Here is a 25,759-nt window from a genome sequence, read left to right on the forward strand (position 1 = left end):
CGCGATGCCGACGACCAACGACGACGCCCCCGCCCCCCGCGCCCGCCGACGACTCGGGCGCGGGCCGGGCGCGGGAACGGAAACGGCGGAACCGGAGTCGCCGGTTGCCCCGGAGGCCACCGAGGAGCCCGCGGCACCGGAGGCTCCGGTCGAGCCCGCGGCCGTCGAGGCGCCGCAGATCCCGGAGGCCCGGGCCGTGGAGGCCCCCGAGGCCCCCGAGAACCCCGAGGCCCCTGTGGAGCCCGGGGCCGTCGAGGCCCCGCAGAGCGCGGAAGCCGCCGGGGCTCCGGCAGTCACCGAGACCTCCGTCGAGACCGGCGACGGGACGTTCACCCTCCGCCTGGAGAACTTCGAGGGGCCCTTCGACCTCCTCCTCCAGCTGATCTCCAAGCACAAGCTGGACGTCACCGAGGTCGCGCTGTCCAAGGTGACCGACGACTTCATGGCGCACATTCGGGCCATGGGGCCGGACTGGGACCTGGACCAGACCACCGAGTTCCTGGTGGTCGCGGCCACGCTGCTGGACCTGAAGGCGGCCCGGCTGCTGCCCGCGGCCGAGGTGGAGGACGAGGCGGACCTCGCGCTGCTGGAGGCCCGCGACCTGCTCTTCGCCAGGCTGCTGCAGTACCGCGCCTACAAGCGCATCGCGGACATCTTCAGCGACCGGCTGACGGACGAGGCGCGGCGCCACCCCCGTACCGTCGGGCTGGAGCCGCAGTACGCCGAGCTGCTGCCCGAGGTCGTCATCAGCATCGGCGCCGAGGGGTTCGCCCGGCTCGCGGTCAAGGCGATGCAGCCCAAGGCCAGGCCGCAGGTCTACGTCGAGCACATCCACGCCCCGTTGGTGAGCGTGCGGGAGCAGGCCGGGGTGGTGATGGCCAGGCTGCGGGAGGCGGGCGAGGCCACCTTCCAGGAACTGGTCGCGGACGCGGCGGACACCCTCACCGTCGTGGCGCGCTTCCTGGCCCTCCTGGAGCTCTACCGCGAGCGGGTGGTGGACCTGGACCAGGGGGAGGCCCTGGGGGCGCTGACGGTGCGCTGGACGGGTGCGGAGGGGGCCGCGCCGCGGGTCACGGACGAGTTCGACCGGGATCCGCAGGAGCGGGCCGCCACCGCGGCACAGTCCCCGGGGGCGGCACAGGACGGGCGAGCGGAGCGAGCGGAAGAGGAGAGGACATGAGTGGCGCGGCCGGTGGCGGGGCGCACGACACCGCCGAGGCGTACGACATCACGGAGGCCGGCGCGGACGGCGGCGTCCCCGGGCAGCGCCCCGGGGCGCCGGCCGGGACGCCGGTCGTCGCCGAGCTGGAACTGAAGCCCGCGCTGGAGGCGGTGCTCATGGTCGTCGACGAGCCGGCGACCGAGGAGCACCTGGCCAGAGTGCTGGAGCGGCCCCGGCGCGCGGTCGCGCTGGCGCTGCGCGAGCTGTCCGACGACTACACGCGCCAGGGCCGCGGTTTCGATCTCCGGCTGGTCGCCGGCGGCTGGCGTTTCTACTCCCGCGCCGCGTACGCGGACGCCGTGGAGAGCTTCGTCCTCGACGGCCAGCAGGCCCGGCTCACCCAGGCCGCATTGGAGACTCTGGCCGTGGTCGCGTACCGTCAGCCGGTCAGCCGTTCCCGCGTCTCGGCCGTTCGCGGGGTGAACTGTGACGGCGTGATGCGCACGCTCCTCCAGCGCGGCCTTGTGGAGGAGGCGGGGACGGAACCCGAAACAGGTGCGATCCTGTACAGGACGACGACTTACTTTCTGGAGCGGATGGGCCTGCGCGGCCTGGACGAGCTCCCCGAGCTCGCACCGTTCCTCCCGGAGGCGGACGCGGTCGAGGGCGACTCCGCGGAAGGTATCCCGTCGTTCGACGTAGACGACAGCGGCGACTCTCAGACGGATCATTGATGCGAAGCAGCGGCAGGAACAACAGGGACAGCGGGCGGGGCAACTACCGCGGCGCGGGCAACCAGCGGGACGAGAAGCAGCAGCGCGCTGGCCGCCCCCGTCCTGAGGAGCGCCGCTACGACGTCGGCGGAACCAGTGGCTCCGGTGGCTCGTCGGACCGCAAGGACGAGCGCGGGGGCGGCGGCCCCAAGAGCGGTGCCCCCAAGTCCGGCGGCAGCCGGGGCGCGGCGGCCCGCGGCGGTGCCAAGGGCGGTCCCCGTACGGGCGCCGCCGCGAAGGGACGCCCGGGCGGCAAGAGCGGCGGCCCCCAGCGCGGCCGCGGTCAGGCCCCGGCGCGCCCCCGTGAGTACGACGCCCAGGTCGAGGAGCGCAACCGCGCGCGGCACAACAAGCCGCAGGTCAAGACGCCCAAGACGTTCGGCGAGCAGGAGGGCGAGCGGCTGCAGAAGGTGCTGGCCCGGGCCGGTATGGGCTCGCGGCGGGCCTGCGAGGAGCTGATCGACCAGGCGCGGGTCGAGGTCAACGGCCAGGTCGTCATGGAGCAGGGCGTCCGGGTCGACCCGGAGAAGGACGAGATCAAGGTCGACGGTCTGACCGTCGCCACCCAGTCGTACCTCTTCTTCGCGCTGAACAAGCCGGCCGGCGTCGTCTCCACGATGGAGGACCCCGACGGCCGCCAGTGCCTCGGTGACTACGTCACCAACCGCGAGACCCGGCTCTTCCACGTCGGCCGCCTCGACACCGAGACCGAGGGCATCATCCTGCTCACCAACCACGGTGAGCTGGCGCACCGGCTGACGCACCCGCGCTACGGCGTCAAGAAGACCTACCTGGCCGCCATCCAGGGCCCGCTCCCGCGCGACCTGGGCAAGCAGCTCAAGGACGGCATCCAGCTGGAGGACGGCTACGCGCGCGCGGACCACTTCCGCGTCGTCGAGAACACCGGCAAGAACTACCTCGTCGAGGTGAGCCTGCACGAGGGCCGCAAGCACATCGTGCGCCGGATGCTCGCCGAGGCCGGCTTCCCGGTCGACAAGCTGGTGCGGACGTCCTTCGGCCCGATCGCCCTGGGCGACCAGAAGTCGGGCTGGCTGCGCCGGATGACCAACACCGAGGTCGGCATGCTGATGCGCGAGGTCGAGCTGTAGACGAGGGCTGCACGCGGTCCTGGCGCGGTGCGAGCGCGGTCCGAGCTCGGTCCGCGTGGTCTGAGCGCGGGGTCCCCTCCTGTACCCGCCCACCCCCCGAAGGGGGGTGGGCGGAGGGGAAAGCCCGGGAAACCCACCCCTGGCCCGAAACCTGCGCACCGAAACCCCAGGTCCCGGACTTGGGGGTCGAATCCGGGCCCGCCCCGAAACCCCGCCCGGCCCGAAACCCTGGGCCGGCCCGGGCCACACCAGCCCCGGCCGCCACACCAGCCCCGGCCGCCCCGCCCCTCCCGAAAAGCTTGCGGCACCCCCTCGCCACCCCTTAACGTCACCTCGACGATTAAGGGGTGGTTTTTCATGGGGTCCACGGGGGCGACGCGCTCCGCCGCGAGCGGCGCGCTGATCGGGCTGGCGCTCGGTGACGCACTGGGCTTTCCGACCGAGTTCAAGGACGTCGCGTCCATCGTGGCCGGATACGGGCCGTGGCGGCAGCTGCCGCTGCCCGAACCGGCCCTGGTCACCGACGACACCCAGATGACGCTGGCCCTGGGACGGGCGCTGCGGACGGCGTCGCAGGGCGGCGAGCTCACCGCCGGCCGTCTGGTCCCCGCGGCCCGCGAGGAGTTCGTCGCCTGGTGGCGCTCGCCCGACAACAACCGGGCGCCGGGCGCCACCTGCCTGCACGCCTGCGAGCTGCTCAGCGACCGCGACCTGCCCTGGACCCGGGCGAGCCGGACCGGGTCGAAGGGCTGCGGCGCCAACATGCGGGTCGCACCGGTCGGGCTCGTGCCGGGACTGACCCCGCAGCAGCGCTCCGGCGCCGCCCAGCTGCAGTCCGCGCTCACCCACGGGCACCCCACCGCGCTCGCCGCCGCCGACCTGACCGCGTACGCGGTGCGCGCCCTCGCCGACGGCGCCCGGCCCGGCGCACTGCCCGCCCTGCTGCGCGCGTACGCCCGCGAACAGCGCACCGTCTACCGGGAGGACTGGCTCGGCGACCTGTGGCAGCACGCCCAGGACCCGACCGCGACGGCCTTCGTCACCCGCGGCTGGGACGACTGCCTGGGCGTCCTGGACCGGCTCGACGCCGCCCTCGCCGCCCCGGACCCCGAGGCCGACCCCTGCCTGGCCACCGGCGCCGGCTGGATCGCGGAGGAGGCGCTGGCCACCGGACTGCTGTGCTTCCTGCTCTTCCCCGACGAGCCGCTCACCGCGCTGCGCCGGGCCGCCTGCACCTCCGGCGACTCCGATTCGATCGCCTGCCTCACCGGGGCCTTCGCCGGCGCCCACCTGGGGCCGGCGGCCTGGCCCGAGGAGTGGGCCGCCCGTATCGAGTACCGCGAGGAACTGCTGGCCCTCGGGGAGCTCTGGGACGCCTGAGCGGCAGGTGCCGTGCGCTGCCCCGCCCACCCCGGTGGAGGAGCCGGCCGCAGCCTCAGCCGAGCGCCGACGCCCGCCGGGCCCGGAAGAGGAAGTCCGCCACCCGTGCGGTGTCCGGCTCGGCCGGCAGTGGCGAGCCGGAGACTGCGGTGTCGGCCTCCTCGGACAGTTGCGCCATCCGCCGCTCGACCGCGTCCCAGGCCACCTCGCCCCGCTTCACCGCGAGCAGCTCCTCACGGGCCGGACCGACGTCCAGCGTGAGGACGCCCGTCCGCAGCAGGTCGCGGGCGCAGGCCAGCAGGCGCAGCAGATGCATGGCGTGCTTCCAGCGGGGCGCGCCGTGCTGCCGTACGTCGGCCCGGAGCTGCTTGAGCTGGCCGACGGCGTATCCGGAGAAGGTGCGATGGGCCTGGCGGGACAGGAAGGCGCCGCGCAGGGCGACCAGTTCCGTGCCGGTGGCGTCGATGCGTTCCACGAAGGGGGAGTGCAGGCATTCCAGGGCGGTGGGGTTGGCCCGCAGCGCCAGCTGGCAGAACCGTTCCAGCTCCCAGGAGAACTCCTCCTCGCGGGGCCCCTCCACATGCGTCGGCGGCTTGTCGAACCCCCAGAAGAGGCGGGTCGGCGCGAGGAACACCCCGCGCCGGTCGGTGTCGCTGCTCTCCGTCGCCAGGCCGAAGGCCCGTGAGCCCATCACACAGCCGTAGACGGTGTGCTCGGCGACCAGCGAATGACCTGCGGCGGCTTCGGACATGGCGGCGATTGTGGCTGGTGGGTCGGGCGTGTGTCACCAGGTTTCGGCCGGTGGATTGCGCCGGCGCGGGCGCCCCGGTCGCCGTCGGTGGGCGCCCCGTCACCGTCCGCGCCACCGCCGTTCCGGCTCGTCCCGCGGTCACCCGTCGCGTACGGAATGTCAGTGCGGCTCGTTACGCTGATCAGTGCGCGCACAGGTGCGTGACGCGGCACACAACGCAAGGGGAGCAGCGACGTGGCGGTACGAGCGGTCCGCGGGGCCGTCCAGCTGGAGCGGGACGACGCGGAGCACATGCAGGAGCAGGTCGGCGAGCTGCTGACCGCCATCCTGGAGCGCAACGGGCTGCTCGCGGACGACCTGATCAGCGTCTGGTTCACCGCCACCCCGGACCTGCACAGCGACTTCCCGGCCGCTGCCGCCCGCGCGCTGGGCATCACGGACGTCCCGCTGATCTGTGCCCAGGAGCTCGCGGTCGCCGGCGCCATGGAGCGGGTGGTGCGGGTGCTCGCCCACGTCGAGACCGGACTGTCCAAGGCCGGGATCGCCCATGTCTACCTCGGCGCGGCCGCAGGTCTGCGAAAGGACATCGCCCAGTGAGGACCGCACTCGTCATCGGAACGGGCCTGATCGGCACCTCCGCCGCGCTCGCGCTCCACGCCCGCGGCGTCCAGGTCTACCTGGAGGACCACGACCAGGCCCAGGCCCTGACGGCCGCGGCGCTGGGCGCGGGCATCGCCGAGGCGCCACCGGAGCCGGTCGACCTGGCCGTCGTGGCCGTACCCCCGGCCCATGTCGCCGCCGCGCTGGCCGGTGCCATCCGGCGCGGGGCGGCCCGGGCGTACATCGACGTCGCCAGCGTCAAGGGCGGCCCGCGCCGCGAGCTGGAGGCGCTGGGCTGCGACCTGAGCAGCTACCTCGGCACCCACCCGATGGCCGGCAAGGAGCGCTCCGGCCCGCTGGCCGCCACCGCCGACCTCTTCGAGGGCCGCCCCTGGGTCCTCACCCCGACCCCCGGCGGCGACACCGAGGTGCTCAATCTCGCACTGGAGCTGGTCGCGCTGTGCCGCGCCGTCCCCGTGGTGATGGACGCGGACGCCCACGACCGGGCCGTCGCGCTGGTCTCGCACACCCCGCAGCTGCTCTCCAGCCTCGTCGCCGCCCGCCTCAAGGGCGCCGACGAGACCGCGGTGCGCCTCTGCGGCCAGGGCATACGGGATGTGACGCGGATCGCCGCCTCCGACCCCGGCATGTGGATCGACATCCTCTCCGCGAACCCCGGCCCGGTCGCCGACGTGCTGGCCGAGATCGCCGCCGACCTCGACGAGACGGTGCGGTCCCTGCGCGCCCTGGAGTCCGCCGACGAGGACAAGCGGGGCGGCGGCGCGACCGGCATCGAGGACGTGCTGCGGCGCGGGAACGCCGGCCGCGAGCGGGTCCCCGGCAAGCACGGCGCCGCCCCCGCCGCGTACGAGATCGTCGCGGTGTACATCGGCGACCAGCCCGGCGAGCTGGCCCGGATCTTCGCCGACGCCGGCCGGGCCGGGGTCAACATCGAGGACGTCCGCATCGAGCACGCCACCGGACAGCAGGCGGGCTTCATCCAGCTCATGGTCGAGCCGCAGACGGTGCCGGCACTCACCGCGGAGCTGCGGGAGCGGGGCTGGTCGATCCGGCAGTGACACCGTGGACGGCGCCGTCCGGGTGAGCCAGTAACCTTGTGCGAGGCCCTTACGGCCCTTGGACCCCCGCCCCGTGTACAAGAAAGGTGTTCGTCACCGTGGAAACCGCCGCTCGGACCGCCCCGGCTGCAGTGATTGTCGCCATCGACGGCCCCGCAGGCACGGGCAAGTCCAGCACGTCCAAGGCCGTGGCCGCCAAGCTGGGCCTCGGCTACCTCGACACCGGTGCCCAGTACCGCGCGATCACGTGGTGGATGCTGAACAACGGCATCGACATCAAGGACGCGACGGCCGTCGCCGACGCCGCCGCCAAGCCCGTGATCGTCTCCGGCACCGACCCGGCCGCCCCGACCATCACGGTCGACGGGCTGGACGCCGCGGGCCCGATCCGCACCCAGGAGGTCACCGCCGCGGTCAGCGCCGTCAGCGCGGTCCCCGAGGTGCGGACCCTGATCACCGACCTGCAGCGCTCCATCGCCGCCTCGGCGCCGCGCGGCATCGTCGTCGAGGGCCGGGACATCGGCATCACGGTCCTGCCGGACGCCGACCTCAAGGTCTTCCTGACCGCCTCCGCCGAGGCGCGGGCGGCCCGCCGCAGCGGTGAGCTCAAGGGCAAGGAGGCCACCGACCTGGCCGCCACCCGCGAGGCGCTGATCAAGCGGGACGCCGCCGACGCCTCCCGGAAGACCTCCCCGCTGGCCAAGGCGGACGACGCCGTCGAGGTGGACACCACCGACCTGACGCTGGAGCAGGTCATCGAGTGCGTGGTCACCCTCATCGAGGGCGTCAGCGCCGAAAAGGCGGGACTCGCGCGGTGACCGGCGCCGGCGGGGTGCCGTCCGAGGCCGGCGCGGCGGTCGGACGGCGGATCGGCATCGGCCTGATGTACGGGCTGTGGCGGCCGCGGGTGCTGGGCGCCTGGCGGGTGCCGTCCGCCGGCCCGGTGATCCTTGCCGTCAACCACTCGCACGGCATCGACGGCCCGATGCTGATGGGCACCGCGCCCCGGCCGGTGCATTTCCTGATCAAGAAAGAAGCCTTCGTCGGCCCGCTGGACCCGTTCCTGCGGGGCATCGGGCAGCTGAAGGTGGACCGCGACGCCGTCGACCGCAAGGCGATCACCGACGCGCTCGGGGTGCTGGAGCAGGGCGGGGTGCTGGGCATCTTCCCCGAGGGCACCCGGGGCGAGGGCGACTTCGCCTCCCTGCGGGCGGGCCTGGCGTACTTCGCGGTGCGCTCCGGCGCCCCCGTCGTGCCGGTGGCGGTGCTCGGCGGCAAGGAGCGGCGCAGCCGGCTGTCGCCCGCCGTACCGCCGCTGCGCACCCGCGTCGACGTGGTCTTCGGCGACGCCTTCGAGGCCCAGGAGGGGGCGCGGGGCGCCGCCGGCCGGCGCACCCGTAAGGCGCTCGACGAGGCGACCGTACGGATCCAGGAGCGGCTGACCGCCCACCTGGCGGAGGCCAGGCGCCTGACCGGGCGCTGACCGACACTTGAGTAGTGGGCCGCGGACGAGCGGCCCACCGATGATGATGAACGAGGAACGGACTTCATGAACGACCAGATCCCCACCGGCGACGAGCACGGTGCGCTTGGCGACGCCGAGTACGCGGAGTTCATGGAGCTCGCCGCGGAGGAGGGCTTCGACCTGGAGGAGGTCGAGGGCGACATCGCCGCGGCCGGCCACGGTCCGCTGCCCGTCCTCGCCGTCATCGGCCGCCCCAATGTCGGCAAGTCGACTCTGGTGAACCGCATCATCGGCCGCCGTGAGGCGGTCGTCGAGGACAAGCCGGGCGTCACCCGCGACCGTGTCACCTACGAGGCCGACTGGAACGGCCGCCGCTTCAAGGTCGTCGACACCGGCGGCTGGGAGCAGGACGTCCTCGGCATCGACGCCTCCGTCGCGATGCAGGCCGAGTTCGCCATCGAGGCGGCCGACGCGGTGGTCTTTGTCGTCGACGCCAAGGTCGGCGCGACCGACACCGACGAGGCCGTCGTCAAGCTGCTGCGCCGGTCCGGCAAGCCGGTCGTGCTGGTGGCCAACAAGGTCGACGGCCCCTCGGGCGAGGCCGACGCCGCCATGCTCTGGTCGCTGGGCCTCGGTGAGCCGCACCCGGTCTCCGCGCTGCACGGCCGCGGCACCGGCGACATGCTGGACGCCGCGCTGGACGCACTGCCCGAGGCGCCCGCGCAGACCTTCGGCCAGGCCCTCGGCGGCCCCCGCCGGATCGCGCTGATCGGCCGCCCCAACGTCGGCAAGTCCTCGCTGCTGAACAAGGTCGCCGGCGAGGAGCGGGTGGTCGTCAACGAGATGGCCGGCACCACCCGCGACCCGGTCGACGAGATGATCGAACTCGGCGGCAAGACCTGGAAGTTCGTGGACACCGCCGGCATCCGCCGCCGGGTGCACCTCCAGGAGGGCGCCGACTACTACGCCTCGCTGCGCACCGCCGCGGCCGTGGAGAAGGCCGAGGTCGCGGTCGTCCTGATCGACGCGTCCGAGTCCATCAGCGTCCAGGACCAGCGCATCATCACGATGGCCGTGGAGGCGGGACGCGCCCTGGTCATCGCCTACAACAAGTGGGACAACCTCGACGAGGAGCGCCGCTTCTACCTGGAGCGGGAGATCGAGCGGGACCTCGTCCAGATCCCGTGGGCGATGCGGGTCAACGTCTCCGCGCGCACCGGCCGCCACATGGAGAAGCTGGTCCCGGCGATCGAGACGGCGCTGGCCGGCTGGGAGACGCGTATCCCCACCGGGCGGCTGAACGCCTTCCTCGGTGAGATCGTCGCCTCTCACCCGCACCCGATCCGCGGCGGCAAGCAGCCCCGCATCCTCTTCGGCACCCAGGCCGGCACCAAGCCCCCGCGCTTCGTCCTCTTCGCCTCCGGCTTCCTGGAGGCCGGCTACCGCCGCTTCGTCGAGCGCCGCCTGCGCGAGGAGTTCGGCTTCGACGGGACGCCGATCCACATCTCGGTGCGGGTGCGGGAGAAGCGCAGCAAGAAGAAGTAGCGGCTGCGGGCCCGGGACCCCGGGCGGAGTCGTGGAGTTCCTCGGCCCGGGCCCGGGTCAGCGGCCGTGGGGGCGGGCGTCGCGCGGGCCCGGGGGGAGGGCCGGGAGATGGCTCCGGGAGTGGTAGGGCTGTCGGCCGACGACCTCCCAGTGCCCCGCGGACGCCGGCGTACGGCTCCAGCCCCCGGTGCCACGCAGCACCTCCGGGATCTCCGGCTCGTCCGTACGGTCCCCGGGCAGCGCCCGGAAGGAGCGCCGGTACTCGGCGTACAGCTCGTCGTAGATCGGAGTGGCCGAGGCGCGGTCCGTCGTGAGCGACGGTCCGCGCTCGTGCGACGGGCGCATGCCGGGGATCGGGTGGGGGTACGGGGCGCGGGCGGAAGGGTCGTATGCGTGCACGTATGTGCCAACGACCCCGATCCCTGCGGGATGCGGCTTTCGGGCGGAAATGGCCGATCGCGAGGGCATGACCGGCCGGATCGGCGGCCCTGCCCCCGCGATCGGGTGCCCTACGACTGTCAGGTGCCGGCGAGCGGCATCGCCGCGGCGACCAGGGCGCCCTTGGCGGCGGCCTCCTCCAGCGCCTGCCGCATCAGGTCCTCGCGGGGCTGGTGGCCGATGGTGCCCGCGGGGGCGGCGTACATCAGTACGGTCTGGGCCTTGTTGGCCGCCGCGCGCCAGCCGTCGGAGACCGCCAGCGGCTGATGGGCCTGCCACCAGGCCGCCTGGCTGCCGGCCGTGCCCGGCTGCAGGACGGCGTGCAGCTTGCCCATCGCCAGCAGGGCGGACCAGCCCGGGTTGAGGGCGGGGAGCTGGTTCATGTCCGTCACCGGGTGGAAGCCCTGCTCCAGAAGGAGCGGCAGGAAGTCGTCGTCCAGGCTGGTCGAGCCGGGGCGGGCGATCGGGCCGTCCGGCTCGACCACCAGGGCCGGGCGCAGATCGCCCTCGACCAGCACCAGTCCGCAGGTGATCCCCAGGGTGGCCTGGCGGTCACGGGTGGGGACCGGGGTGGCCGGCGAGGGGTTGGATCCGGGCGTACGGGGGGCGGCGTCCTCACCGGTGATGGAGCGCACAGCTCCTTGGAGCTGCTCCTCCGACACCGGCACGACCTGCGACGGGATGCACGTGGCGTGGGCGAACGCGAGCACCGCGGTCTCCTCGCCCACGAACAGGACGGTGCTGGTGCGCTCCTGCTCGCTGTCTCCAGGGGTCCGGCAGGAGGTGCAGTCGTAGCTGCCGGGGGCGTCGCCACCGGCCAGCAGGCGGTCGGCTTCTTCGTCGCCGATCTCGGCGCGAACGTCGTCGCTGACGTCGAGCATGCGCGGCACGGGTGGCTCCTCGATCTCTGTGCGTCTGCCGGGGGGTCTCCCGGCTCGTACAAGCACAACGGGTGACCTGCGGCAGGAGTCACGCGACGACGGGAACAGAATCGAACCAATCCGCGCACAGTGGGAAACTACGGAAAGGTGCCCAACAAGCGGTCGCCTACCGACAGTTTTTGCGCAGAAGATGGCGCAGTTGGCGGCGTTCCATACACCGGAGCGGGTGGGACGGGGGCTTGAAGGGCGTGGCGCGCTGGTGCGCGGCGGGCTGCTGCCTACCGTCACCGGCTATGTCGGACACATCTTCGGCGCCACGGCGCTTCGTGGGATCCGTCGGGCTGCTCACCGCAGCGGCCGCCGCCCTGGTCCTCTCCCTGCCGGGTGGCGCGGCCGCCGACGGGCCGAAGGGGGACGGCGCGCCCCCCGCCGGCGAAAGCAACAAGGCGCGGCACGCCTGCGCCGGTGAGCTGTGGCCCTGGGGCTGCCTCGCCGAGTGCGAGAGCAGCGGCGACTGGCACATCAACACCGGCAACTCCTTCTACGGCGGCCTGCAGTTCTGGCAGCCGACCTGGGAGGCGTTCGGCGGTCTCGAGTTCGCCCGGCGGGCCGATCTCGCCAGCCGTGAGGAGCAGATCGAGATCGCCAAGAGGGTGCAGGCCGCCCAGGGGTGGGGTGCCTGGCCGGTGTGCTCCAGACGCTACGGCCTGACCGGCGACACGGATGAGGGCAAGGGGGGCAGCGGGAAGGGCAGTGGCAAGGGGAGCGGGAAGACCACCGGGAGCGGCGGCGGCAGTCACAGCGGTCGCACGTACTTCGTCCGGCACGGGGACACGCTGGGCGGCATCGCCCGGAGACTGCAGGTCAAGGGCGGCTGGCGGACGCTGTACAAGGCCAACCGGCATGCGCTCGGCGGGAACCCGCACCGCCTGGTGGCCGGCATGAGACTGACGCTCCCTCAGGGGCGCACGGGCGGTGACAAGGTGGCCGCCAAGGTCGTGGTCGTCGGCAAGGAGCTCGCGAAGGGCGACCGGAAGGACGTGGCCAAGGACGTGACCAAGGACGCGGCCCCGGACGTGGCCAAGGACGTCGCCACGGGCGCCGGGGTGAGCGCCGGCACGACGGTGGAGCGGCCGGCCGAGAAGAAGCCCGACACTCCTGCGGACAAGCCGGTCGAGAAGGCGCCTGGCGGAGTGGTGGGCGAGCCGGCCGACAAGGTGCCCGACGTGCCGGCGACCAAGGTGCCCGACGCGGCTTCCGTCGCACCCGCGGACCAGGCTCCGGACAAGAAGCCCGACGCTCCGGCGGACAAGCCGGCGGACCGGGCCCCTGACGTGCCGGCGGACAAGGCGCCCGTCACCCCGGCGGCGAAGGCCCCGGAGAACGTCGGCGAGAAAACTCCCGACAAGCCTGCCCCCGTGGGTACTTAGGGGTACCCGGACGGCAAATCGGGGGTTCGGGTTCCCTGCTTCTGCTACCGATGTCCTCACTCTTTCGGAACATCTTGGCGAAAGCCCCCAACCCGGAACCGCGGGGCGAGGTCTTTGCGTTCAGTGAGTGGGGCCTGTCGTGCGACAGGGAGTGCGATGTGGTTCCCAGGGGCGCTGGAGAGACCGGGAGACCAGGGGACACGGGGACGGATGCACATCTCATTCCTGCTTCACAATGCCTATGGCATCGGGGGGACGATCCGGACCACGTTCAACCTGGCCGGGACGCTCGCCGAGCGGCACGACGTCGAGATCGTGTCCGTGCTGCGCCACCGCGACGCCCCGGTCCTCGACCTCGGCCCCCGCGTCGCGCTGCGGCATCTCGTGGACCTCAGGGAGTCCGGCCCTTCCGGTGACGGCGCCGACCCGGCGCACGCCCGGCCCGCCAGGGTGTTTCCCGCCGGCGAGGGCCGCTACGGGCAGTACAGCGAGCTCACCGACCGCCGGATCGCCCAGTACCTGCGCCGAACGGAGGCCGATGTGGTGGTCGGCACCCGGCCGGGGCTGAACGTCCACATCGCCCGGCAGACGCGCCGCGGGCCGGTCCGGGTCGGGCAGGAGCACCTCACGCTGGACAGCCACAGCCGGGCGCTCAAGCTGGCGCTGCGCGGCGCCTATCCGCGGCTGGACGCGGTCACCACCGTCACCGAGGCGGACGCCCTCGCCTACCGCCGGACGCTCCGGCTGCCCGGCGTTCGCGTCGAGGCGGTGCCCAACAGCGTCCCCGCCCCCGGCCTGCCGCCCGCCGACGGCAGCGGCAAGTGGGTCGTCGCCGCCGGCCGGCTCGCCCGCGTCAAGCGCTACGACGTCCTCATACGGGCCTTCGCGCAGGTCGTCGCCGAGCGCCCCGACTGGCGGCTGCGGATCTACGGCGGAGGCGCGGAGAAGGCTGACCTGCGCGCCCTGATAACCGAACTCGGCCTGTACAACCACGTCTTCCTGATGGGCCCGGCCAGCCCCCTGGAGTCCGAGTGGGCCAAGGGGTCGATCGCCGCGGTCTCCTCCAGCCTGGAGTCCTTCGGGATGACGATCGTCGAGGCGATGCGGTGCGGGCTGCCGGTGGTGGCCACGGACTGCCCGCACGGGCCGGGCGAGATCATCACCGACGGGGTGGACGGCACGCTGGTGCCGGTCGGCGACCCCGCCGCGCTGGCCGGTGGGCTGCTCACGCTCATCAACGACGACGCCGCCCGCACGCGGATGGGCGCCGCCGCGCTGGCCTCCTCGGCCCGCTTCGACCCCGGCCGGATCGCCGGCCGCTACGAGGCGCTCTTCGGCGAGCTGCTCACGCGCCGCCGCGCCAGCCGGCTGCGCGGCAGCCTGCACCGCGCCCGGGGCGCCCTGCTCAGCGGCGCCTACGCGACCAAGGACGCGGCCCGCGCCGCACTGAGAGGGGTGCGGACGGCATGACCGCGTCGAGTGAGTTGACCGTGACCGGAGACGAGATGAAGGAGTCGGCCGCCATCGAGCAGGAATCCGCGGCAGGAGCGGAGCCCGGGGGCACCGGGCGCCGGGCGGGGCCCGGGAGCGGGAAGGACAGATCCGGGGACGGAAACGCGGCGGACGGGGCGGTGGCGCCCGGTGAGCTGCGCGCCGACTGCATAGCGGACTCCGCCGGCGGTCTCACCTTCGACCTGACCGCCCCTCAGGGCACCGCCGTCGCCTGGAGCGCGGCGCTGGTGCTACGGCTGCGCGGCGGCGACGGCGCGGACGACGAGGTGCGGCTGCCGCTCGGGCCGAACGGGGCCGGCCGGCTGCGCGCGGTGCTGCCCAGCACCGTGGCGCTCGCCGAGGGCCGCTGGAACGCCTACGCCGACCTCGGCGACGGCCGCGACCCGCGCCGGCTGCTGCCCGGCGTCAACGACCTGCGGTCGCTGGTGGACCGCCGGCCGCTGGGGGGTGTCGGGCGGCTCGGCGTACGGATTCCGTACGCGACCAAGTTCGGCAATCTCGCGCTGCGCAGCTGGCTGCGCGGGCCGCATGCGGAGGCCGGCGACCTGCTGGTGGCGCCGGACGGGGTGACGGTCACCGGCCGGCTCTACGGCGCCGTGCCGGCCGCCGGCGCCCGGGCCGAGGCACGGGCCCGGCGCACCCCCGGGCCGGACGGCGAGCCGGACACGGTCAGTGTGCCGCTGACCGTCGAGGGGCCGGACTTCACCTTCACCCTGCCCTACGAGGAGCTGGCCGGCCGCTGGGAGGGCGGCAGCGAGCCCTGGGACCTGTGGCTGCGACCCGGCGAGGGCGCCCGGCCGGTCCGGATCGCCCGCCTCCTCGACGACGTCGCGGACAAGAAGCAGGTCTTCAGCTATCCGGCGCTGGCGGTGCCCTGTGGGGCGGCGCAGGTCAGGGTCGGTCCGTACTACACGCTCGACAACGACCTGGCCGTACGCGTCGCCGGGCCCGCCGGGGACTGACGCCCCGGCGGATTCCCGTCGCGCCCCGGGAGCCGGGGCGTATCGAGAACCGGAGCACATCGAGGACCGAGGCTGTCCGCGAGGGCTGCGAGACTCGGGGCATGTTGGAGACCTCGGCACGTCTGCTGCGCCTGCTCTCGCTCCTGCAGGCCCATCGGGAGTGGTCCGGCGCGGAGCTCGCCGACCGCCTCGCCGTCACCCCGCGCACGGTCCGCCGGGACGTCGACCGGCTGCGTGAGCTGGGCTACCCCGTGCACTCGGCGCCCGGCACGGCCGGCGGCTACCGGCTCGGCGCCGGGGCCCAGCTGCCGCCGCTGCTGCTCGACGACGAGGAGGCGGTGGCGGTCGCCGTGGGGCTGCGCACCGCCGCGGGCGGCGGCGTCGAGGGCATCGAGGAGACGTCCGTACGGGCGCTGGCCAAGCTGGAGCAGGTGCTGCCGCACCGGCTGCGGCGCCGCGTCGGGGCGCTCACCGCCTTCACCGTGCCGATGCCCACCGGCGGCCCCCGCGTCGACGCGGAGGTGCTCACCGAGCTGGCGCACGCCTGCCGGGACTGCCGGCGGCTGCGGTTCGACTACACCGCTCACGACGGGACGGTCTCCGCACGCACCGTCGAACCGCACCGGCTGGTCTGCGCCCAGCGCCGCTGGTACCTCGTCGCCTGGGACACCGGCCGCGAGGACTGGCGCACCTACCGCGTCGACCGCATCGTCCCCACCCCGCCGCACGGCCCCCGCTTCACGCCCCGCACGCCGCCCGCCGAGGACCTCGCGGCCTATGTCTCGCAGGGCGTCTCCACCCGCGTGTACGCCCGGCAGGCCACGGTCCTGCTGCACGCCTCGGCGGAGGCCGCGGCGGCCCGCATCAGCCCGTCGGCGGGCGTGCTGGAGGCCGTCGACGAGGGGCACTGCCTGCTGCGGACCGGGGCGCACACGCTGGAGATGCTGGTGGTCCACCTCGTGATGACCGGTTTCGACTTCGAGGTCCGCGAGCCGCCGGAGCTGGTCGACCGGCTGCGGGAGATCAGGGACCGGCTCTCCCGGGCGCTGGGGTGACGCACGGGTGCGGGGCCGTCGCGGGCGGTCCGCGGCGCCGGTGGCGGGCCTCGGTGAAGTGTCCGTGATCCGGCGGGCTGGGCGATGTGCGGAAAATGTGTGTGGAGTGTGTCGCGTTGGCCAATTCCCGTCCGGCTGATTAAAGGGCCGGGGTAAAGGGAATCCGGCACTGAGCCGGCATTAATTTCGCACCGCGCTCCGCCCGGCCCGGGACGGTCATGCCCGTTCCGTGTTCGATCAAGGCGGAATTCCGGCCGGTTTATTTTTCCACCCGGTTGCCCGGTCACTCGGCGCGTACGGGTGACGGAAGTCCCGGCAAACCCGGGAACGCACGCTGTGACACAAGTGTGACCATTGGCGGACCGGGAAGTCATCGAGGTGTGCGACGGGCCGCCCTTCCGCGGGCCCGGGCGGGCGCCTACGGTGGCTGGCATGGCTGATGTACCGAACCTCCCGGACAACCCTCAGGACGACGTCGAGACGTACGTCGGCCTCGGCCGTCAGGACGCCGAGGAACTGGCCAGAGCGCGGGGCTGGAGCACCGTCCGCTCGCTGCCGCCGGGCGCGATCATCACCATGGAGTACGTCGCGGGCCGGCTGAACTTCGAGGTGAAGGACGACACGGTGCACCGCAGCTGGTCCGGCTGAGCGCCGCTCGCGGCCCCTACCGACGACCGCCGACGGCGAAGGCCCCGGCCGCTCCTCCTGGAGCGGCCGGGGCCTTCGTGACGGGGCGGGGGTGTGCGTACCGGCCCCGCGGCCGGCGGGGCGGTCAGCCGCTGGTGTTGCGGCCGCGGCCGGAGGCCGGGCTCAGCGGCGTGGTGCGCGGGACGCGGTCCGCGTGCGGCGGCCGGCGGCTGCCTGCCGGGGTGACCGGGGTGCGCTCCGAGCGCGACGTGTGCGGCCGCGCCGGGTGGTGCGGCCAGCCGTCCGGGGCGCGGGCGGCGGAGCGGGGCGCGGCGCCGATGGCCTCGCGTACGAGCACCTCGCCGTCGGGGGCGATGCGCTGCCGCGACAGCCCCGGGGCCAGCGCGTCGGCCGGCAGCGGGCCGCGCAGCGAATCGGGGCGCAGCCGCAGCCACAGCCGCAGCAGGATGCCCATCAGGCGGTCCTCCACCCAGATGATGCCGGGCTCCAGCCACGGCATCGCCAGCAGCACCAGCAGACCGGCGGCCCAGCCCAGCAGCACGTCGCTCACCCAGTGCGTGCCCAGGTAGACGGTCGTCATGCCGACGCCCAGCGCGCCCAGCGCGGCGATCACCGACAGCGTGCGGCGGCGCAGCGGGGTGGTCGCCAGGTAGGCCAGCACGCCCCAGGTGACCACGGCGTTCGCGGTGTGACCCGAGGGGAATATGTCGCCGCCCAGCCACATCTCGTTGGAGCCGACGGTCGTCGCGTAGTGCGGGCCGAGCCGGCTCATGCCGAGCTTGGCCGCGCCCACGGTGATGTTCAGCAGCAGCAGTGAGGCGCCGAGCACCAGCAGCGGGTGGAGGTTGCGCTGGCGCCAGCAGCGCCAGCCCAGCCAGGCCGCCACCGCCACCGCGGTCGGCCCGCGCTGGCCCAGCACGACGAAGTAGTCGAGGAAGGCATGGATCGAAGGCCATTGCTTGTACGGCCTGAAGAACATGACTTGCCAGTCGAAGGTGACCAGCCATGAAGTGGCCAGCACTCCGACCACGATCGCCGCGTACACCGCCAGCGTGCCGCCGAACAGCCACAGGCGGGTCCGGGTCATCTGGGGTGGCCGGGCACGATCGGTCGGGCGCTCCTCCATCTGGTCGAGCTTCTCATCGGTACGCACTCAATCGACGTTACCGCGTGTGATGTAGGCGCTTGGTCAAACTGTGCGCTTTGTAATGACGATGTGATGTGGAATGCGTCTCAAACGAGGCTTCGCCGCTGGGATTTGGAACGGAATTCCCGGCGATTCTCAATCCCTTCCGCGTGGCCGCGTGTCGGCCCGCTCAGCGCCTTATCTGCTTTTCTCCGGGGGAGTTTATCCGTCATTTGCCCGGGTGTCGTGCACCGTTTCCCCGGGGCGAGGGGAGGCGGAGGGGGCCGGGCAGAAAATGATCATGGAGGGCCGGATCCGTTCAGCCAGAACGCCCCGTAGGCCGCGGAGGCCACCGCCACCACTCCGATGACCAGCCAGGACCGCGCCGGGCGGCACCGCGCGAGCGCCGTCGCCGGCGGCAGCAGCAGCGGGTAGGCCGGCATCATCAGCCGCGGCTTGGAGCCGAAGTAGCCCTTGGCGGTCAGTGCGAGCAGCAGTACCACCCCGCCGTAGACGACCAGCGGGAGCGGCTCGCCCTGCCGCACGCCGCGCACGTACAGCCAGATCACCAGCCCCACGCCGGCCAGCAGTCCGAGCCCGGCCGGGAAGGCGGGTCCGGACAGCTGGTGCCAGATGAAGGCGCCGAACGCGAGACCGCCGTCGAAGCCGTTGCCCCAGCCGCCCTGGACGTCCAGATATCCGGTGAGCGAGCCCTGCCGCGCGCCGACCCACAGGAAGTAGCCGCACCAGCCGAGGGGCGCCACGAGGACGCCCGGCAGCAGGCCCGGGCGCGCCCGCAGCGCGGCCCGCACCCCCGTGCCGCCGGCCCGCTCCCGCCACAGCGTCACCGCCGCGGTGAGCCACACCGCCGCGACCACCGCCGCACCCACCGGCCGGGTCAGTCCGGCCAGCGACGCCAGCACCCCGGCCGCCACCCAGCGGCCGGTCATGACGCAGTACACGCCCCAGGCCGCGAGCGCGGTGAACAGTGCCTCCGAGTACGCCATCGACTGCACGATCCCCACCGGGAGCGCGGCCCACAGCGCTGCCAGCGCGACCCCGGCCCGCGGCCCGTGCAGCCGCTCCCCGGTCGCGTACAGCGCCCAGGCCGCGGCCGGCGACGTCAGCCAGGCCACCGCCATCCCGGCGTCCGCGGGCGACAGCGGGAGGAGCGCCGACAGCCCGCGCTCCAGCCACGGCAGCAGCGGGAAGAACGCCAGGTTGGAGTGGACGTCGCCGTTCGGCAGCTGCACCGCGTAGCCGTAGCCCTGCTCGGCGACCCGGGTGTACCAGAGCGAGTCCCAGCGGGCCGTCAGCAGGGTGTGCCAGTTCTTGCCGTCCGCCGCCGACCACACGGCCAGCACGGCCAGGCCCAGGCCCCGGATCGCCGCGTAGGCCGCCAGCGCGGGTGCGGCACGGCGCAGCGCGGCCCGTACGCCCGGTGTGCCGGGGGCGTCGCGCAGTGCCGGGCCGGGAACGGCGGCGGAGGCAAGATCGTTCATCCGGACGATTATCCCTGTGGCCGGAGAACGCCCGACGGCCGCGGGTGGGGGAACGGATGGCGCTGCGATGAGCGTCTCATCGTGAGGTGAGCCACGCGGCACATGGGGGGACTCGCGTAGTCTGACGTCTCAACTCGCCCGTGCCGCCGGTTCCCCCCGGGGCGTTTTCGCGCCCTGATCCGTGGCCGCGAGAGCATGACTGGAGGTGCTATGTCCGGGACGACCGCGTCCGGCAGCGGACGGACGGCTGGTGTTCCCCGGCTTTCAAGCGGCGGTGTGAACCGCTGGACCGTGCTGATCGTGCTCTGCGTCAGCCTGCTCTTCGTCGCGCTGGACACCACGATCCTGTACGTCGCGGTGCCGTCGGTCACCGAGGACCTGCGCCCGGGGCCGGTGGAGCTGCTCTGGATCGTCGATGTGTATCCGCTGATCGCGGCCTCGCTGCTGATCCTGTTCGGCACGCTCGGCGATCGCGTCGGCCGCCGCCGCATCCTCCTCCTCGGCTACGGCCTCTTCGGCCTCGCCTCGGCCGCCGCGGCGCTCGCGCCCAATCCGCAGATCCTGATGGTGGCCCGTGCCCTGCTCGGCATCGGCGGGGCGATGATCATGCCTGCGACGCTGTCGATCCTGCGTCAGGTGTTCCCGGACCGGCGGGAACGCGCGGTCGCCATCGGCGTGTGGAGCGCGGTGGCCGCGGTCGGCGCCGCGGTCGGACCGGTCCTCGGCGGCTTCCTCGTCGAGAACTTCTGGTGGGGCTCGGTCTTCCTCATCAACATCCCGATGATGGCCGCGATGCTGCTGATAGGCCGGTGGCTGCTGCCGGAGTCGCGCGGTGAGCGCAACGGCCCCTGGGACGTGATCGGCGCGATCGTCGCGGCGCTCGGCGTGCTGGGCATCGTCCTCGGCGTCAAGCGGATCGGCAGCGGCGCCGCGGTGGTCGGCCCGACCACGCTGCTGCCCATCGTCCTCGGCGTCGCGCTGCTGATCCTCTTCGTACGCCGCCAGCGTCGCCGCGCGCACCCGCTGATCGACATGCGGCTGTTCGCCAGGCCCGCGTTCGGCACCTCCGTCGGCTGCATCGTGCTGGCCATGCTCGCGCTGGTGGGGCTGCAGCTGATCGCCGTGCAGTACCTCCAACTGGTCCTGGGGCTCAGCCCGCTGGAGACCGGGCTGCGGATGCTGCCGCTGGTCTTCGCCGCGATGGCCGCCGGCCTGACCGGCTCGAAGATGCTGCAGGCCATCGGCCCGCGCGCGATGGTCTCGCTGGGCTTCGTGCTGACCGCCGCCGCGGTGCTCTGCCTGACCGCGATGTCTGCCGACGACCGCCCCTGGCTGCTGTCCGGCGGTTTCGTCCTGCTCGGCTTCGGCTTCCAGTCCACGCTCTTCGGGGCGTACGAGTCGATGCTCAGCGAGGCCCCCGCCGAGCAGTCCGGCGGCGCCGCCGCCATCGGCGAGACGTCCTACCAGCTCGGCGCCGGCATCGGCGTCGCGCTGCTCGGCAGTGTCATGAACGCCGCCTACGCGCCGGGACTGGCCCATGTCGGCGGCGTCGCCGACAAGGCGTCCCGGTCGGCCGCGCACTCCCTCGGTGAGGCGTACAAGGTGGCCGCCGGTCTGGGGCCGGCCGCCAGGGCCGCGCTGCGCGAGGCCGCCCGGGACTCCTTCGTCCGCGGGCTGCACGTCACCCTCGTCGCCAGCGCCGTGCTGCTGCTGGTCGGCGCGGGGATCGCGCTGCGGCTGCCGCGGCGGGCCGCGGAGTCCACCGAGCGCGCGGAGGCCGAGGGCGAGACCGCGCAGGCCGAGGGCCCGGCGGCGGGCGCCGGGCGGGGCAGCGGTGAGCCCGCCCGGGCGACCTCCGGCCGCTGAGCCGTCTCACCGCTCGTTCCCTCTTCTTTCTTCGCGCCCCCGCGCGGCGGGTGACCCTTGCCGCGCGGGGGCGCGGGCCGTACCGTCGGACGCACATAACTACCACTGCTAGTTTTATGCGCGCTGAACCCGCCGGAGGCCCGCCATGCCCGCCCAGCCGTCCTCAGCTTCCTCCGCTGCCTCTTCCGTTCCGCCGTTCGATCCCGGCGACCCCCTGGGCCTCGACGATCTGCTCAGCGACGAGGACCGTGCGGTCCGCGACACCGTCCGGCAGTGGACCGCCGACCGGGTCCTGCCGCACATCGCCGAGTGGTACGAGGCGGGCGAACTGCCCGGTATCCGCGAACTGGCCCGCGAGCTCGGCTCGATCGGTGCGCTCGGCATGTCCCTGACCGGCTACGGCTGCGCCGGCGCCTCAGCGGTGCAGTACGGCCTGGCCTGCCTGGAGCTGGAGGCCGCCGACTCCGGTATCCGCTCGCTGGTCTCCGTCCAGGGCTCGCTCGCGATGTACGCGATCTGGCGCTTCGGTTCGGAGGAGCAGAAGCAGCAGTGGCTGCCGCGGATGGCGGCCGGCGAGGTCATCGGCTGCTTCGGCCTGACCGAGCCCGACCACGGCTCCGACCCGGCCGGGATGCGGACGTACGCCAAGCGGGACGGCTCGGACTGGGTCCTCACCGGCCGCAAGATGTGGATCACCAACGGCTCGGTGGCCGGTGTCGCGGTGGTCTGGGCCCGTACCGAGGAGGGCATCCGGGGCTTCGTCGTGCCCACCGACGCACCCGGGTTCTCCGCCCCCGAGATCACGCACAAGTGGTCCCTGCGCGCCTCGGTGACCAGCGAACTCGTGCTCGACGAGGTGCGGCTGCCGGCCGACGCGGTGCTGCCCGGTGTCACCGGCCTGCGCGGCTCGCTCGGCTGTCTGAGCCACGCCCGCTACGGCATCGTCTGGGGTTCCATGGGTGCCGCCCGTGCCAGCTTCGAGGCGGCGCTGGACTACGCGAGGACGCGGGAGCAGTTCGGCAAGCCGATCGGCGGCTTCCAGCTGACCCAGGCCAAGCTCGCCGACATGGCCGTCGAACTGCACAAGGGGATCCTGCTGGCCCATCACCTGGGGCAGCGGATGGACGCCGGGCGGCTGCGGCCCGAGCAGATCAGCTTCGGGAAGCTGAACAACGTACGGGAGGCGATCGAGATCTGCCGGACGGCGCGGACGATCCTCGGCGCCAACGGGATCTCGCTGGAGTACCCCGTCATGCGGCATGCGACCAACCTGGAGTCGGTGCTGACCTACGAGGGCACCGTCGAGATGCACCAGCTGGTGCTGGGCAAGGCACTCACCGGTCTGGACGCCTTCCGGTGAGCGGCCCCGCCCTCGGCTGCGGTGGCTGCCACCCCCCTGGGTGACCCCCCGGCCCCGGCCGGAGGCGTCGGGACCCCGCCCGCTCGCGGCGGGGCCCCGGCTCAACTCTGGTTGAAGAAGCCGCCGTTGCGGTGGTCGCGGGACTCGCCGCTGAGCACCTTGTAGTCGGCGGGGGTGAGCAGGAAGACGCGGGTGGCGACGCGCTCGATCGATCCGCGCAGGCCGAAGGTCAGGCCGGCGGCGAAGTCCACCACGCGCTTGGCGTCGGCGGGCTCCATGGCGGTCAGGTTGACGATCACCGGGACGCCGTCGCGGAAGAGCTCGCCGATGCCGCGGGCGTCCCGGAAGCTCTCCGGGGTGACCGTGGCGATGCGGGTGCCCTGGTCGTGGGCGGTCTCGTCGGCCACCCGCACCCGGGGGTCGGTCACCCAGGGGCTGCTGCCGCCCGTGTCACCGGCGCCGGGTCCTTCGGCGTAGTCGTCGTCGTAGTAGCGCTCGTCATCACTGTCGTCGACGAGCCCCAGCCAGGCACTCGCCTTGCGTACCGATCCCATTGACGCCTCCTCTCACCCGCGTGTCTTGGTGTCCTGCCCCTATCGTCGTCCATCAGGCCAAGGGAGTGCCAAGTGGATAGCCGCCGCACGGGGGGTTCGTGACACATCTGGTGCAAAGAGGGTGGCGCACCATCAGCTTGCGCGCCGGGCAAGGAAACTGACAGTACGAAGAACATCACAGTCGGTACCCGACCGGGTGATGTCGAGTGATGACGACATCTGGCCGCAGCGGGTTCGCGTCCTTCCGGACCGCCCCGCGCACGGGACCAGGGCAAATGCCAGAGGTCTCGGCGCGAGGTGTGCGCCGGAGCCCGGCGTACGGCGTGGCGGTCGCGCGCACGGGAGCCGATCCGGCGTCGGGTTCCGGTGTGCGCGGAGGACCGGCCTCCCTCGAAAGGGGGGTTTGCGGATGATCGGACAAAGGGGGACGGGGCGGTGCCGAACCGGGGCGCGTTCCCGGGGGAAAGCGCGTCCCTCTACTTGATCTCCGGCGGGCTGATCCGCGAGGTGGCGATCGCCGACGGGCCGGTGCCCCACTTCTTCAGGATCCGGTCGTAAGTGCCGTCCTGCTTCAGCCGGTTGACCGCGGCCCGGACGGCGGGCGCCAGCGGGGTGCCCTTCTTGAAGGCGAAGCCGACGTCGAGCCGCTTGAACTCGTTGAGGAACCGCAGCCCCGGCTGCTGCCCGACGGCGTAGCGCAACCCGTTGATCGTGCTCATCACCACATCGCTGCGGCCCTGCTGCAGCGAGATCCACAGGGCGCCCTGCTCGGCGTAGGTCTTGACGTCGTACGGCTTCTTGCCGGCCTCCTCGCACAGGTGCGCGTTCTCCTCCAGCGTCGTCTCGAAGGTGGTGCCGGCGCCGGTGGCGACGGTCAGCCCGCACAGCTGCCGCAGCGAGGTGACCTTCCTGAGCGGGCTGTCCTTGCGGGCCGCGAAGCCCTGCCCGTCATTGACGTAGGTGACGAAGTCGAGGGTCTTCCGGCGTTCGTCGGTCACGCCGAAGTTGCCGGTGCCCAGGTCGTACTTGCCGCTGCCGAGGGCCGGCAGGATCGCCTCGAAGCCGGCCACCTCCCGCTTGATCCGGATGCCGAGGACCTTGCCGACCGCGTCCGCGAAGTCGATGTCCTGCCCGGCCAGGGTCTTGCCGTCCGGAAGGTAGGTGGCGGAGGGCGGGGTGCCGACGCCGGCCGCGAGGGAGAGGCTGCCGCGGGCGCGGACGGCGGCGGGCAGCAGCTTCGCCGCGGCCGGGTCCTTCCTGACGCCCGAGACCACGTCCGTGGTGGGGATCCGGGCGGTGCCGGCCGCCGGTGCGCCGACGCCGTCCGACGGGGCGCCCGAGCCGCAGGCGGTGAGCGCCAGGGCGGCGGTGGCCAGGAGGGCCGCGGCGCGCGGCGCGGTGGCGCGGGGTGTGCTGGTGGTCATGGGCGGGGGCTCTCCAGATGCTTGACGAACGGCAGCGGGCCGATCGTCTCCGGGGGGACGGACAGGTCGAACAGGGGCCGGTAACCCGCGGCGAGGTACAGGCCCTTCGCCTCGGGCTGGCGCGGGCCGGTCGTCAGGTGGATGCGGGTGTAGCCGCGGGCGGCGGCGTCCTCCTCCAGGGCGGCCAGCACCCGCCGGCCCAGCCCGCGGCGCCGGTGCGCGGAGTGTGTCCAGATCCTCTTGAGTTCGGCGGTACGGGCGTCGTAGCGGCGGAACGCGCCGCCGGCGACCGGGGCGCCGTCCTCCAGGAGCAGCAGGAACGCGCCTCCGGGCGGGGCGAACTCCTCGGCCGGGTACTCCCGGCTCAGATCGACGGGTCTGGCGTAGCGGGAGCTGTACTCGTGGGTCAGCTCGTCCAGCAGCGGGCGAGCGAGCGGGTCGGCGACGGTGGTGCGACGGATCGTCAGCCGGGCCGGCCCCGGCGGCCGGGGCGCGGCGGTCATCGGGCCGCCTCCGCCACCGCGGTGGCCGGGGGACCGGCACGGCCCGACCGGGCGTCGGGAAGCGCGCGTTCGACGGCCTGGTGGAGCCGGTCGGGCGGGGGGAGGAGGTGCCCGGACCGGGCGGCCGGGGCGTTGTCGAGCGGGGGCGTGACGCCGAAGTGCATACCGCGCCCTTCTGCGAGCGGGGAGGAGGAAGACACCGGGGTGGGCAAGGGGGAGGAAGGGGGACGGCGGATGCCGGTGGAGCGAGGGGAGGGTGCGCCGGACGGGCGGCGCGAGGTGTGAAGGCGCGCGGTTGGCGGGAGGTGCGGAAGAGCGAGAACCGCGAAACGGCCCGGCCTCAGGGGCAGCGGGCGTCAGGGCAGGGCGTCAGCTCAACAGGACGACGACCACACGCGACCGAAGTCGATGTGGTCACGGGTGACCAGCCGCTGCCATGCGTACATGCGGCTAAGTGGAACAGGCATCCGTTTGCCCGTCAACCGCGCGGCGCCCCGACGCCCACAGTGTGGACACCCTTGACAGCGGGGCGTGTTCACTCCATAGCATCAAGAGGCGGTCGTGCTGAGGGGCGCGGCCCGTTCTGCCGGTGTGAAGGCGCCGGAGCCGGAGTTCGCTCTCGGCCACCACGGAG

General features: G+C 73.3%; 25 protein-coding genes. 16 read left to right on the top strand and 9 right to left on the bottom strand.

Annotated elements, in window-relative coordinates; genetic code table 11:
- Positions 1–4: 4 nt before the first annotated feature.
- The 4 genes from SL103_RS10420 to SL103_RS10435 all read left to right on the top strand — a co-directional run bounded on the left by SL103_RS10420 (position 5) and on the right by SL103_RS10435 (position 4,424).
- Positions 5–1,180, top strand: coding sequence for a segregation and condensation protein A (locus tag SL103_RS10420; RefSeq protein WP_069568538.1), 1,176 nt, complete (start codon positions 5–7; stop codon positions 1,178–1,180).
- Positions 1,177–1,896 carry an SMC-Scp complex subunit ScpB gene (scpB, locus tag SL103_RS10425; protein WP_069568540.1) on the top strand — a complete coding sequence of 240 codons (720 nt, stop codon included), beginning with the start codon at positions 1,177–1,179 and terminating at the stop codon, positions 1,894–1,896. Before SL103_RS10420 ends, scpB begins: the two co-directional genes overlap by 4 nt.
- Positions 1,896–3,044: a pseudouridine synthase gene (locus SL103_RS10430; protein WP_069568541.1), complete on the top strand. Its 1,149-nt coding sequence runs from the start codon at positions 1,896–1,898 to the stop codon at positions 3,042–3,044. The genes scpB and SL103_RS10430 overlap by 1 nt, the downstream gene beginning before the upstream one ends.
- A gap of 357 nt (positions 3,045–3,401) precedes the next feature.
- A complete protein-coding gene (locus SL103_RS10435; RefSeq protein ID WP_069568542.1) occupies positions 3,402–4,424 on the top strand; it encodes an ADP-ribosylglycohydrolase family protein in 1,023 nt (340 codons plus the stop codon).
- A 55-nt stretch (positions 4,425–4,479) separates the two neighbouring features.
- Here the strand turns inward: SL103_RS10435 and SL103_RS10440 are convergent, their stop codons facing one another.
- A complete protein-coding gene (locus SL103_RS10440; RefSeq protein ID WP_069568543.1) occupies positions 4,480–5,175 on the bottom strand; it encodes a nucleotidyltransferase domain-containing protein in 696 nt (231 codons plus the stop codon).
- 234 nt (positions 5,176–5,409) lie between these two features.
- Between SL103_RS10440 and aroH the strand changes: the two genes are divergently transcribed.
- The 5 genes from aroH to der all read left to right on the top strand — a co-directional run bounded on the left by aroH (position 5,410) and on the right by der (position 9,864).
- Positions 5,410–5,772, top strand: a complete 363-nt coding sequence (gene aroH, locus SL103_RS10445; RefSeq protein WP_033267164.1) for a chorismate mutase — start codon at positions 5,410–5,412, stop codon at positions 5,770–5,772.
- The gene (locus SL103_RS10450) at positions 5,769–6,854 is read left to right on the top strand and encodes a prephenate dehydrogenase (protein WP_069568544.1); all 1,086 of its coding nucleotides are present in this window, start codon (positions 5,769–5,771) and stop codon (positions 6,852–6,854) included. Before aroH ends, SL103_RS10450 begins: the two co-directional genes overlap by 4 nt.
- 86 nt (positions 6,855–6,940) lie before the next feature.
- Positions 6,941–7,672 carry a (d)CMP kinase gene (cmk, locus tag SL103_RS10455; protein WP_079145680.1) on the top strand — a complete coding sequence of 244 codons (732 nt, stop codon included), beginning with the start codon at positions 6,941–6,943 and terminating at the stop codon, positions 7,670–7,672.
- Positions 7,669–8,337, top strand: a complete 669-nt coding sequence (locus tag SL103_RS10460; RefSeq protein WP_069568546.1) for a lysophospholipid acyltransferase family protein — start codon at positions 7,669–7,671, stop codon at positions 8,335–8,337. The genes cmk and SL103_RS10460 overlap by 4 nt, the downstream gene beginning before the upstream one ends.
- A 66-nt stretch (positions 8,338–8,403) precedes the next feature.
- Positions 8,404–9,864, top strand: a complete 1,461-nt coding sequence (gene der / locus SL103_RS10465; RefSeq protein ID WP_069568547.1) for a ribosome biogenesis GTPase Der — start codon at positions 8,404–8,406, stop codon at positions 9,862–9,864.
- 57 nt (positions 9,865–9,921) lie between these two features.
- Here der and SL103_RS10470 read toward each other — a convergent pair whose 3' ends face one another.
- Positions 9,922–10,209: a hypothetical protein gene (locus tag SL103_RS10470; RefSeq protein WP_347877838.1), complete on the bottom strand. Its 288-nt coding sequence runs from the start codon at positions 10,207–10,209 to the stop codon at positions 9,922–9,924.
- A gap of 173 nt (positions 10,210–10,382) precedes the next feature.
- Positions 10,383–11,192, bottom strand: a complete 810-nt coding sequence (locus tag SL103_RS10475; protein ID WP_069568550.1) for a hypothetical protein — start codon at positions 11,190–11,192, stop codon at positions 10,383–10,385.
- Between the two features lie 284 nt (positions 11,193–11,476).
- On the opposite strand from SL103_RS10475, the gene SL103_RS39510 reads away from it, so the two are divergent.
- From SL103_RS39510 to SL103_RS10500, 5 genes are all read left to right on the top strand, one after another.
- Positions 11,477–12,613 carry a transglycosylase family protein gene (locus tag SL103_RS39510; protein ID WP_079145681.1) on the top strand — a complete coding sequence of 379 codons (1,137 nt, stop codon included), beginning with the start codon at positions 11,477–11,479 and terminating at the stop codon, positions 12,611–12,613.
- 210 nt (positions 12,614–12,823) lie between these two features.
- Complete coding sequence (locus tag SL103_RS10485; protein ID WP_069568553.1) at positions 12,824–14,083, top strand: glycosyltransferase family 4 protein; 1,260 nt, start codon at positions 12,824–12,826, stop codon at positions 14,081–14,083.
- Complete coding sequence (locus SL103_RS10490) at positions 14,080–15,087, top strand: hypothetical protein (protein ID WP_099055398.1); 1,008 nt, start codon at positions 14,080–14,082, stop codon at positions 15,085–15,087. Before SL103_RS10485 ends, SL103_RS10490 begins: the two co-directional genes overlap by 4 nt.
- A gap of 101 nt (positions 15,088–15,188) precedes the next feature.
- On the top strand, positions 15,189–16,142 hold the full coding sequence (locus tag SL103_RS10495; RefSeq protein WP_069568555.1) for a helix-turn-helix transcriptional regulator: 954 nt from the start codon (positions 15,189–15,191) through the stop codon (positions 16,140–16,142).
- 432 nt (positions 16,143–16,574) lie between these two features.
- Positions 16,575–16,790 (top strand): I78 family peptidase inhibitor, encoded by a 216-nt coding sequence (locus SL103_RS10500; protein ID WP_069568558.1) that lies wholly within the window; start codon positions 16,575–16,577, stop codon positions 16,788–16,790.
- Positions 16,791–16,914: 124 nt separating this feature from the next.
- Here SL103_RS10500 and SL103_RS10505 read toward each other — a convergent pair whose 3' ends face one another.
- Positions 16,915–17,943: a phosphatase PAP2 family protein gene (locus tag SL103_RS10505; RefSeq protein ID WP_069568560.1), complete on the bottom strand. Its 1,029-nt coding sequence runs from the start codon at positions 17,941–17,943 to the stop codon at positions 16,915–16,917.
- A 272-nt stretch (positions 17,944–18,215) separates the two neighbouring features.
- Positions 18,216–19,418 carry a hypothetical protein gene (locus tag SL103_RS10510; RefSeq protein WP_069568562.1) on the bottom strand — a complete coding sequence of 401 codons (1,203 nt, stop codon included), beginning with the start codon at positions 19,416–19,418 and terminating at the stop codon, positions 18,216–18,218.
- Positions 19,419–19,628: 210 nt separating this feature from the next.
- Here SL103_RS10510 and SL103_RS10515 point away from each other — a divergent pair, with 210 nt between their 5' ends.
- Positions 19,629–21,284 carry an MFS transporter gene (locus SL103_RS10515; protein WP_069568564.1) on the top strand — a complete coding sequence of 552 codons (1,656 nt, stop codon included), beginning with the start codon at positions 19,629–19,631 and terminating at the stop codon, positions 21,282–21,284.
- 145 nt (positions 21,285–21,429) lie between these two features.
- Positions 21,430–22,644: an acyl-CoA dehydrogenase family protein gene (locus SL103_RS10520; protein ID WP_069568566.1), complete on the top strand. Its 1,215-nt coding sequence runs from the start codon at positions 21,430–21,432 to the stop codon at positions 22,642–22,644.
- A 101-nt stretch (positions 22,645–22,745) separates the two neighbouring features.
- Here the strand turns inward: SL103_RS10520 and SL103_RS10525 are convergent, their stop codons facing one another.
- The 4 genes from SL103_RS10525 to SL103_RS37745 all read right to left on the bottom strand — a co-directional run bounded on the left by SL103_RS10525 (position 22,746) and on the right by SL103_RS37745 (position 25,289).
- Positions 22,746–23,198: a cell division protein SepF gene (locus SL103_RS10525; protein ID WP_069568573.1), complete on the bottom strand. Its 453-nt coding sequence runs from the start codon at positions 23,196–23,198 to the stop codon at positions 22,746–22,748.
- Between the two features lie 476 nt (positions 23,199–23,674).
- A complete protein-coding gene (locus tag SL103_RS10530) occupies positions 23,675–24,622 on the bottom strand; it encodes an ABC transporter substrate-binding protein (RefSeq protein WP_069568574.1) in 948 nt (315 codons plus the stop codon).
- On the bottom strand, positions 24,619–25,125 hold the full coding sequence (locus tag SL103_RS10535; RefSeq protein ID WP_069568575.1) for a GNAT family N-acetyltransferase: 507 nt from the start codon (positions 25,123–25,125) through the stop codon (positions 24,619–24,621). The genes SL103_RS10530 and SL103_RS10535 overlap by 4 nt, the downstream gene beginning before the upstream one ends.
- Entirely contained in the window at positions 25,122–25,289 is a 168-nt protein-coding gene (locus SL103_RS37745) for a hypothetical protein (protein WP_164492782.1), read from the bottom strand. Before SL103_RS37745 ends, SL103_RS10535 begins: the two co-directional genes overlap by 4 nt.
- Positions 25,290–25,759 lie beyond the last annotated feature (470 nt).

This window comes from Streptomyces lydicus, assembly GCF_001729485.1.
Lineage (GTDB): Bacteria > Actinomycetota > Actinomycetes > Streptomycetales > Streptomycetaceae > Streptomyces > Streptomyces lydicus_D.

What these genes read in the sequence shown, in the direction of transcription:
- SL103_RS10420 (WP_069568538.1), top strand. Translation starts at nt 5, where the DNA reads ATGCCGACGACCAACGACGACGCCCCCGCCCCCCGCGCCCGCCGACGA.
- scpB (WP_069568540.1), top strand. Translation starts at nt 1,177, where the DNA reads ATGAGTGGCGCGGCCGGTGGCGGGGCGCACGACACCGCCGAGGCGTAC.
- SL103_RS10430 (WP_069568541.1), top strand. Translation starts at nt 1,896, where the DNA reads ATGCGAAGCAGCGGCAGGAACAACAGGGACAGCGGGCGGGGCAACTAC.
- SL103_RS10435 (WP_069568542.1), top strand. Translation starts at nt 3,402, where the DNA reads ATGGGGTCCACGGGGGCGACGCGCTCCGCCGCGAGCGGCGCGCTGATC.
- SL103_RS10440 (WP_069568543.1), bottom strand. Translation starts at nt 5,175, where the DNA reads ATGTCCGAAGCCGCCGCAGGTCATTCGCTGGTCGCCGAGCACACCGTC.
- der (WP_069568547.1), top strand. Translation starts at nt 8,404, where the DNA reads ATGAACGACCAGATCCCCACCGGCGACGAGCACGGTGCGCTTGGCGAC.
- SL103_RS10470 (WP_347877838.1), bottom strand. Translation starts at nt 10,209, where the DNA reads ATGCGCCCGTCGCACGAGCGCGGACCGTCGCTCACGACGGACCGCGCC.
- SL103_RS39510 (WP_079145681.1), top strand. Translation starts at nt 11,477, where the DNA reads ATGTCGGACACATCTTCGGCGCCACGGCGCTTCGTGGGATCCGTCGGG.
- SL103_RS10485 (WP_069568553.1), top strand. Translation starts at nt 12,824, where the DNA reads ATGCACATCTCATTCCTGCTTCACAATGCCTATGGCATCGGGGGGACG.
- SL103_RS10490 (WP_099055398.1), top strand. Translation starts at nt 14,080, where the DNA reads ATGACCGCGTCGAGTGAGTTGACCGTGACCGGAGACGAGATGAAGGAG.
- SL103_RS10495 (WP_069568555.1), top strand. Translation starts at nt 15,189, where the DNA reads ATGTTGGAGACCTCGGCACGTCTGCTGCGCCTGCTCTCGCTCCTGCAG.
- SL103_RS10500 (WP_069568558.1), top strand. Translation starts at nt 16,575, where the DNA reads ATGGCTGATGTACCGAACCTCCCGGACAACCCTCAGGACGACGTCGAG.
- SL103_RS10510 (WP_069568562.1), bottom strand. Translation starts at nt 19,418, where the DNA reads ATGAACGATCTTGCCTCCGCCGCCGTTCCCGGCCCGGCACTGCGCGAC.
- SL103_RS10515 (WP_069568564.1), top strand. Translation starts at nt 19,629, where the DNA reads ATGTCCGGGACGACCGCGTCCGGCAGCGGACGGACGGCTGGTGTTCCC.
- SL103_RS10520 (WP_069568566.1), top strand. Translation starts at nt 21,430, where the DNA reads ATGCCCGCCCAGCCGTCCTCAGCTTCCTCCGCTGCCTCTTCCGTTCCG.
- SL103_RS10525 (WP_069568573.1), bottom strand. Translation starts at nt 23,198, where the DNA reads ATGGGATCGGTACGCAAGGCGAGTGCCTGGCTGGGGCTCGTCGACGAC.
- SL103_RS10530 (WP_069568574.1), bottom strand. Translation starts at nt 24,622, where the DNA reads ATGACCACCAGCACACCCCGCGCCACCGCGCCGCGCGCCGCGGCCCTC.
- SL103_RS10535 (WP_069568575.1), bottom strand. Translation starts at nt 25,125, where the DNA reads ATGACCGCCGCGCCCCGGCCGCCGGGGCCGGCCCGGCTGACGATCCGT.
- SL103_RS37745 (WP_164492782.1), bottom strand. Translation starts at nt 25,289, where the DNA reads ATGCACTTCGGCGTCACGCCCCCGCTCGACAACGCCCCGGCCGCCCGG.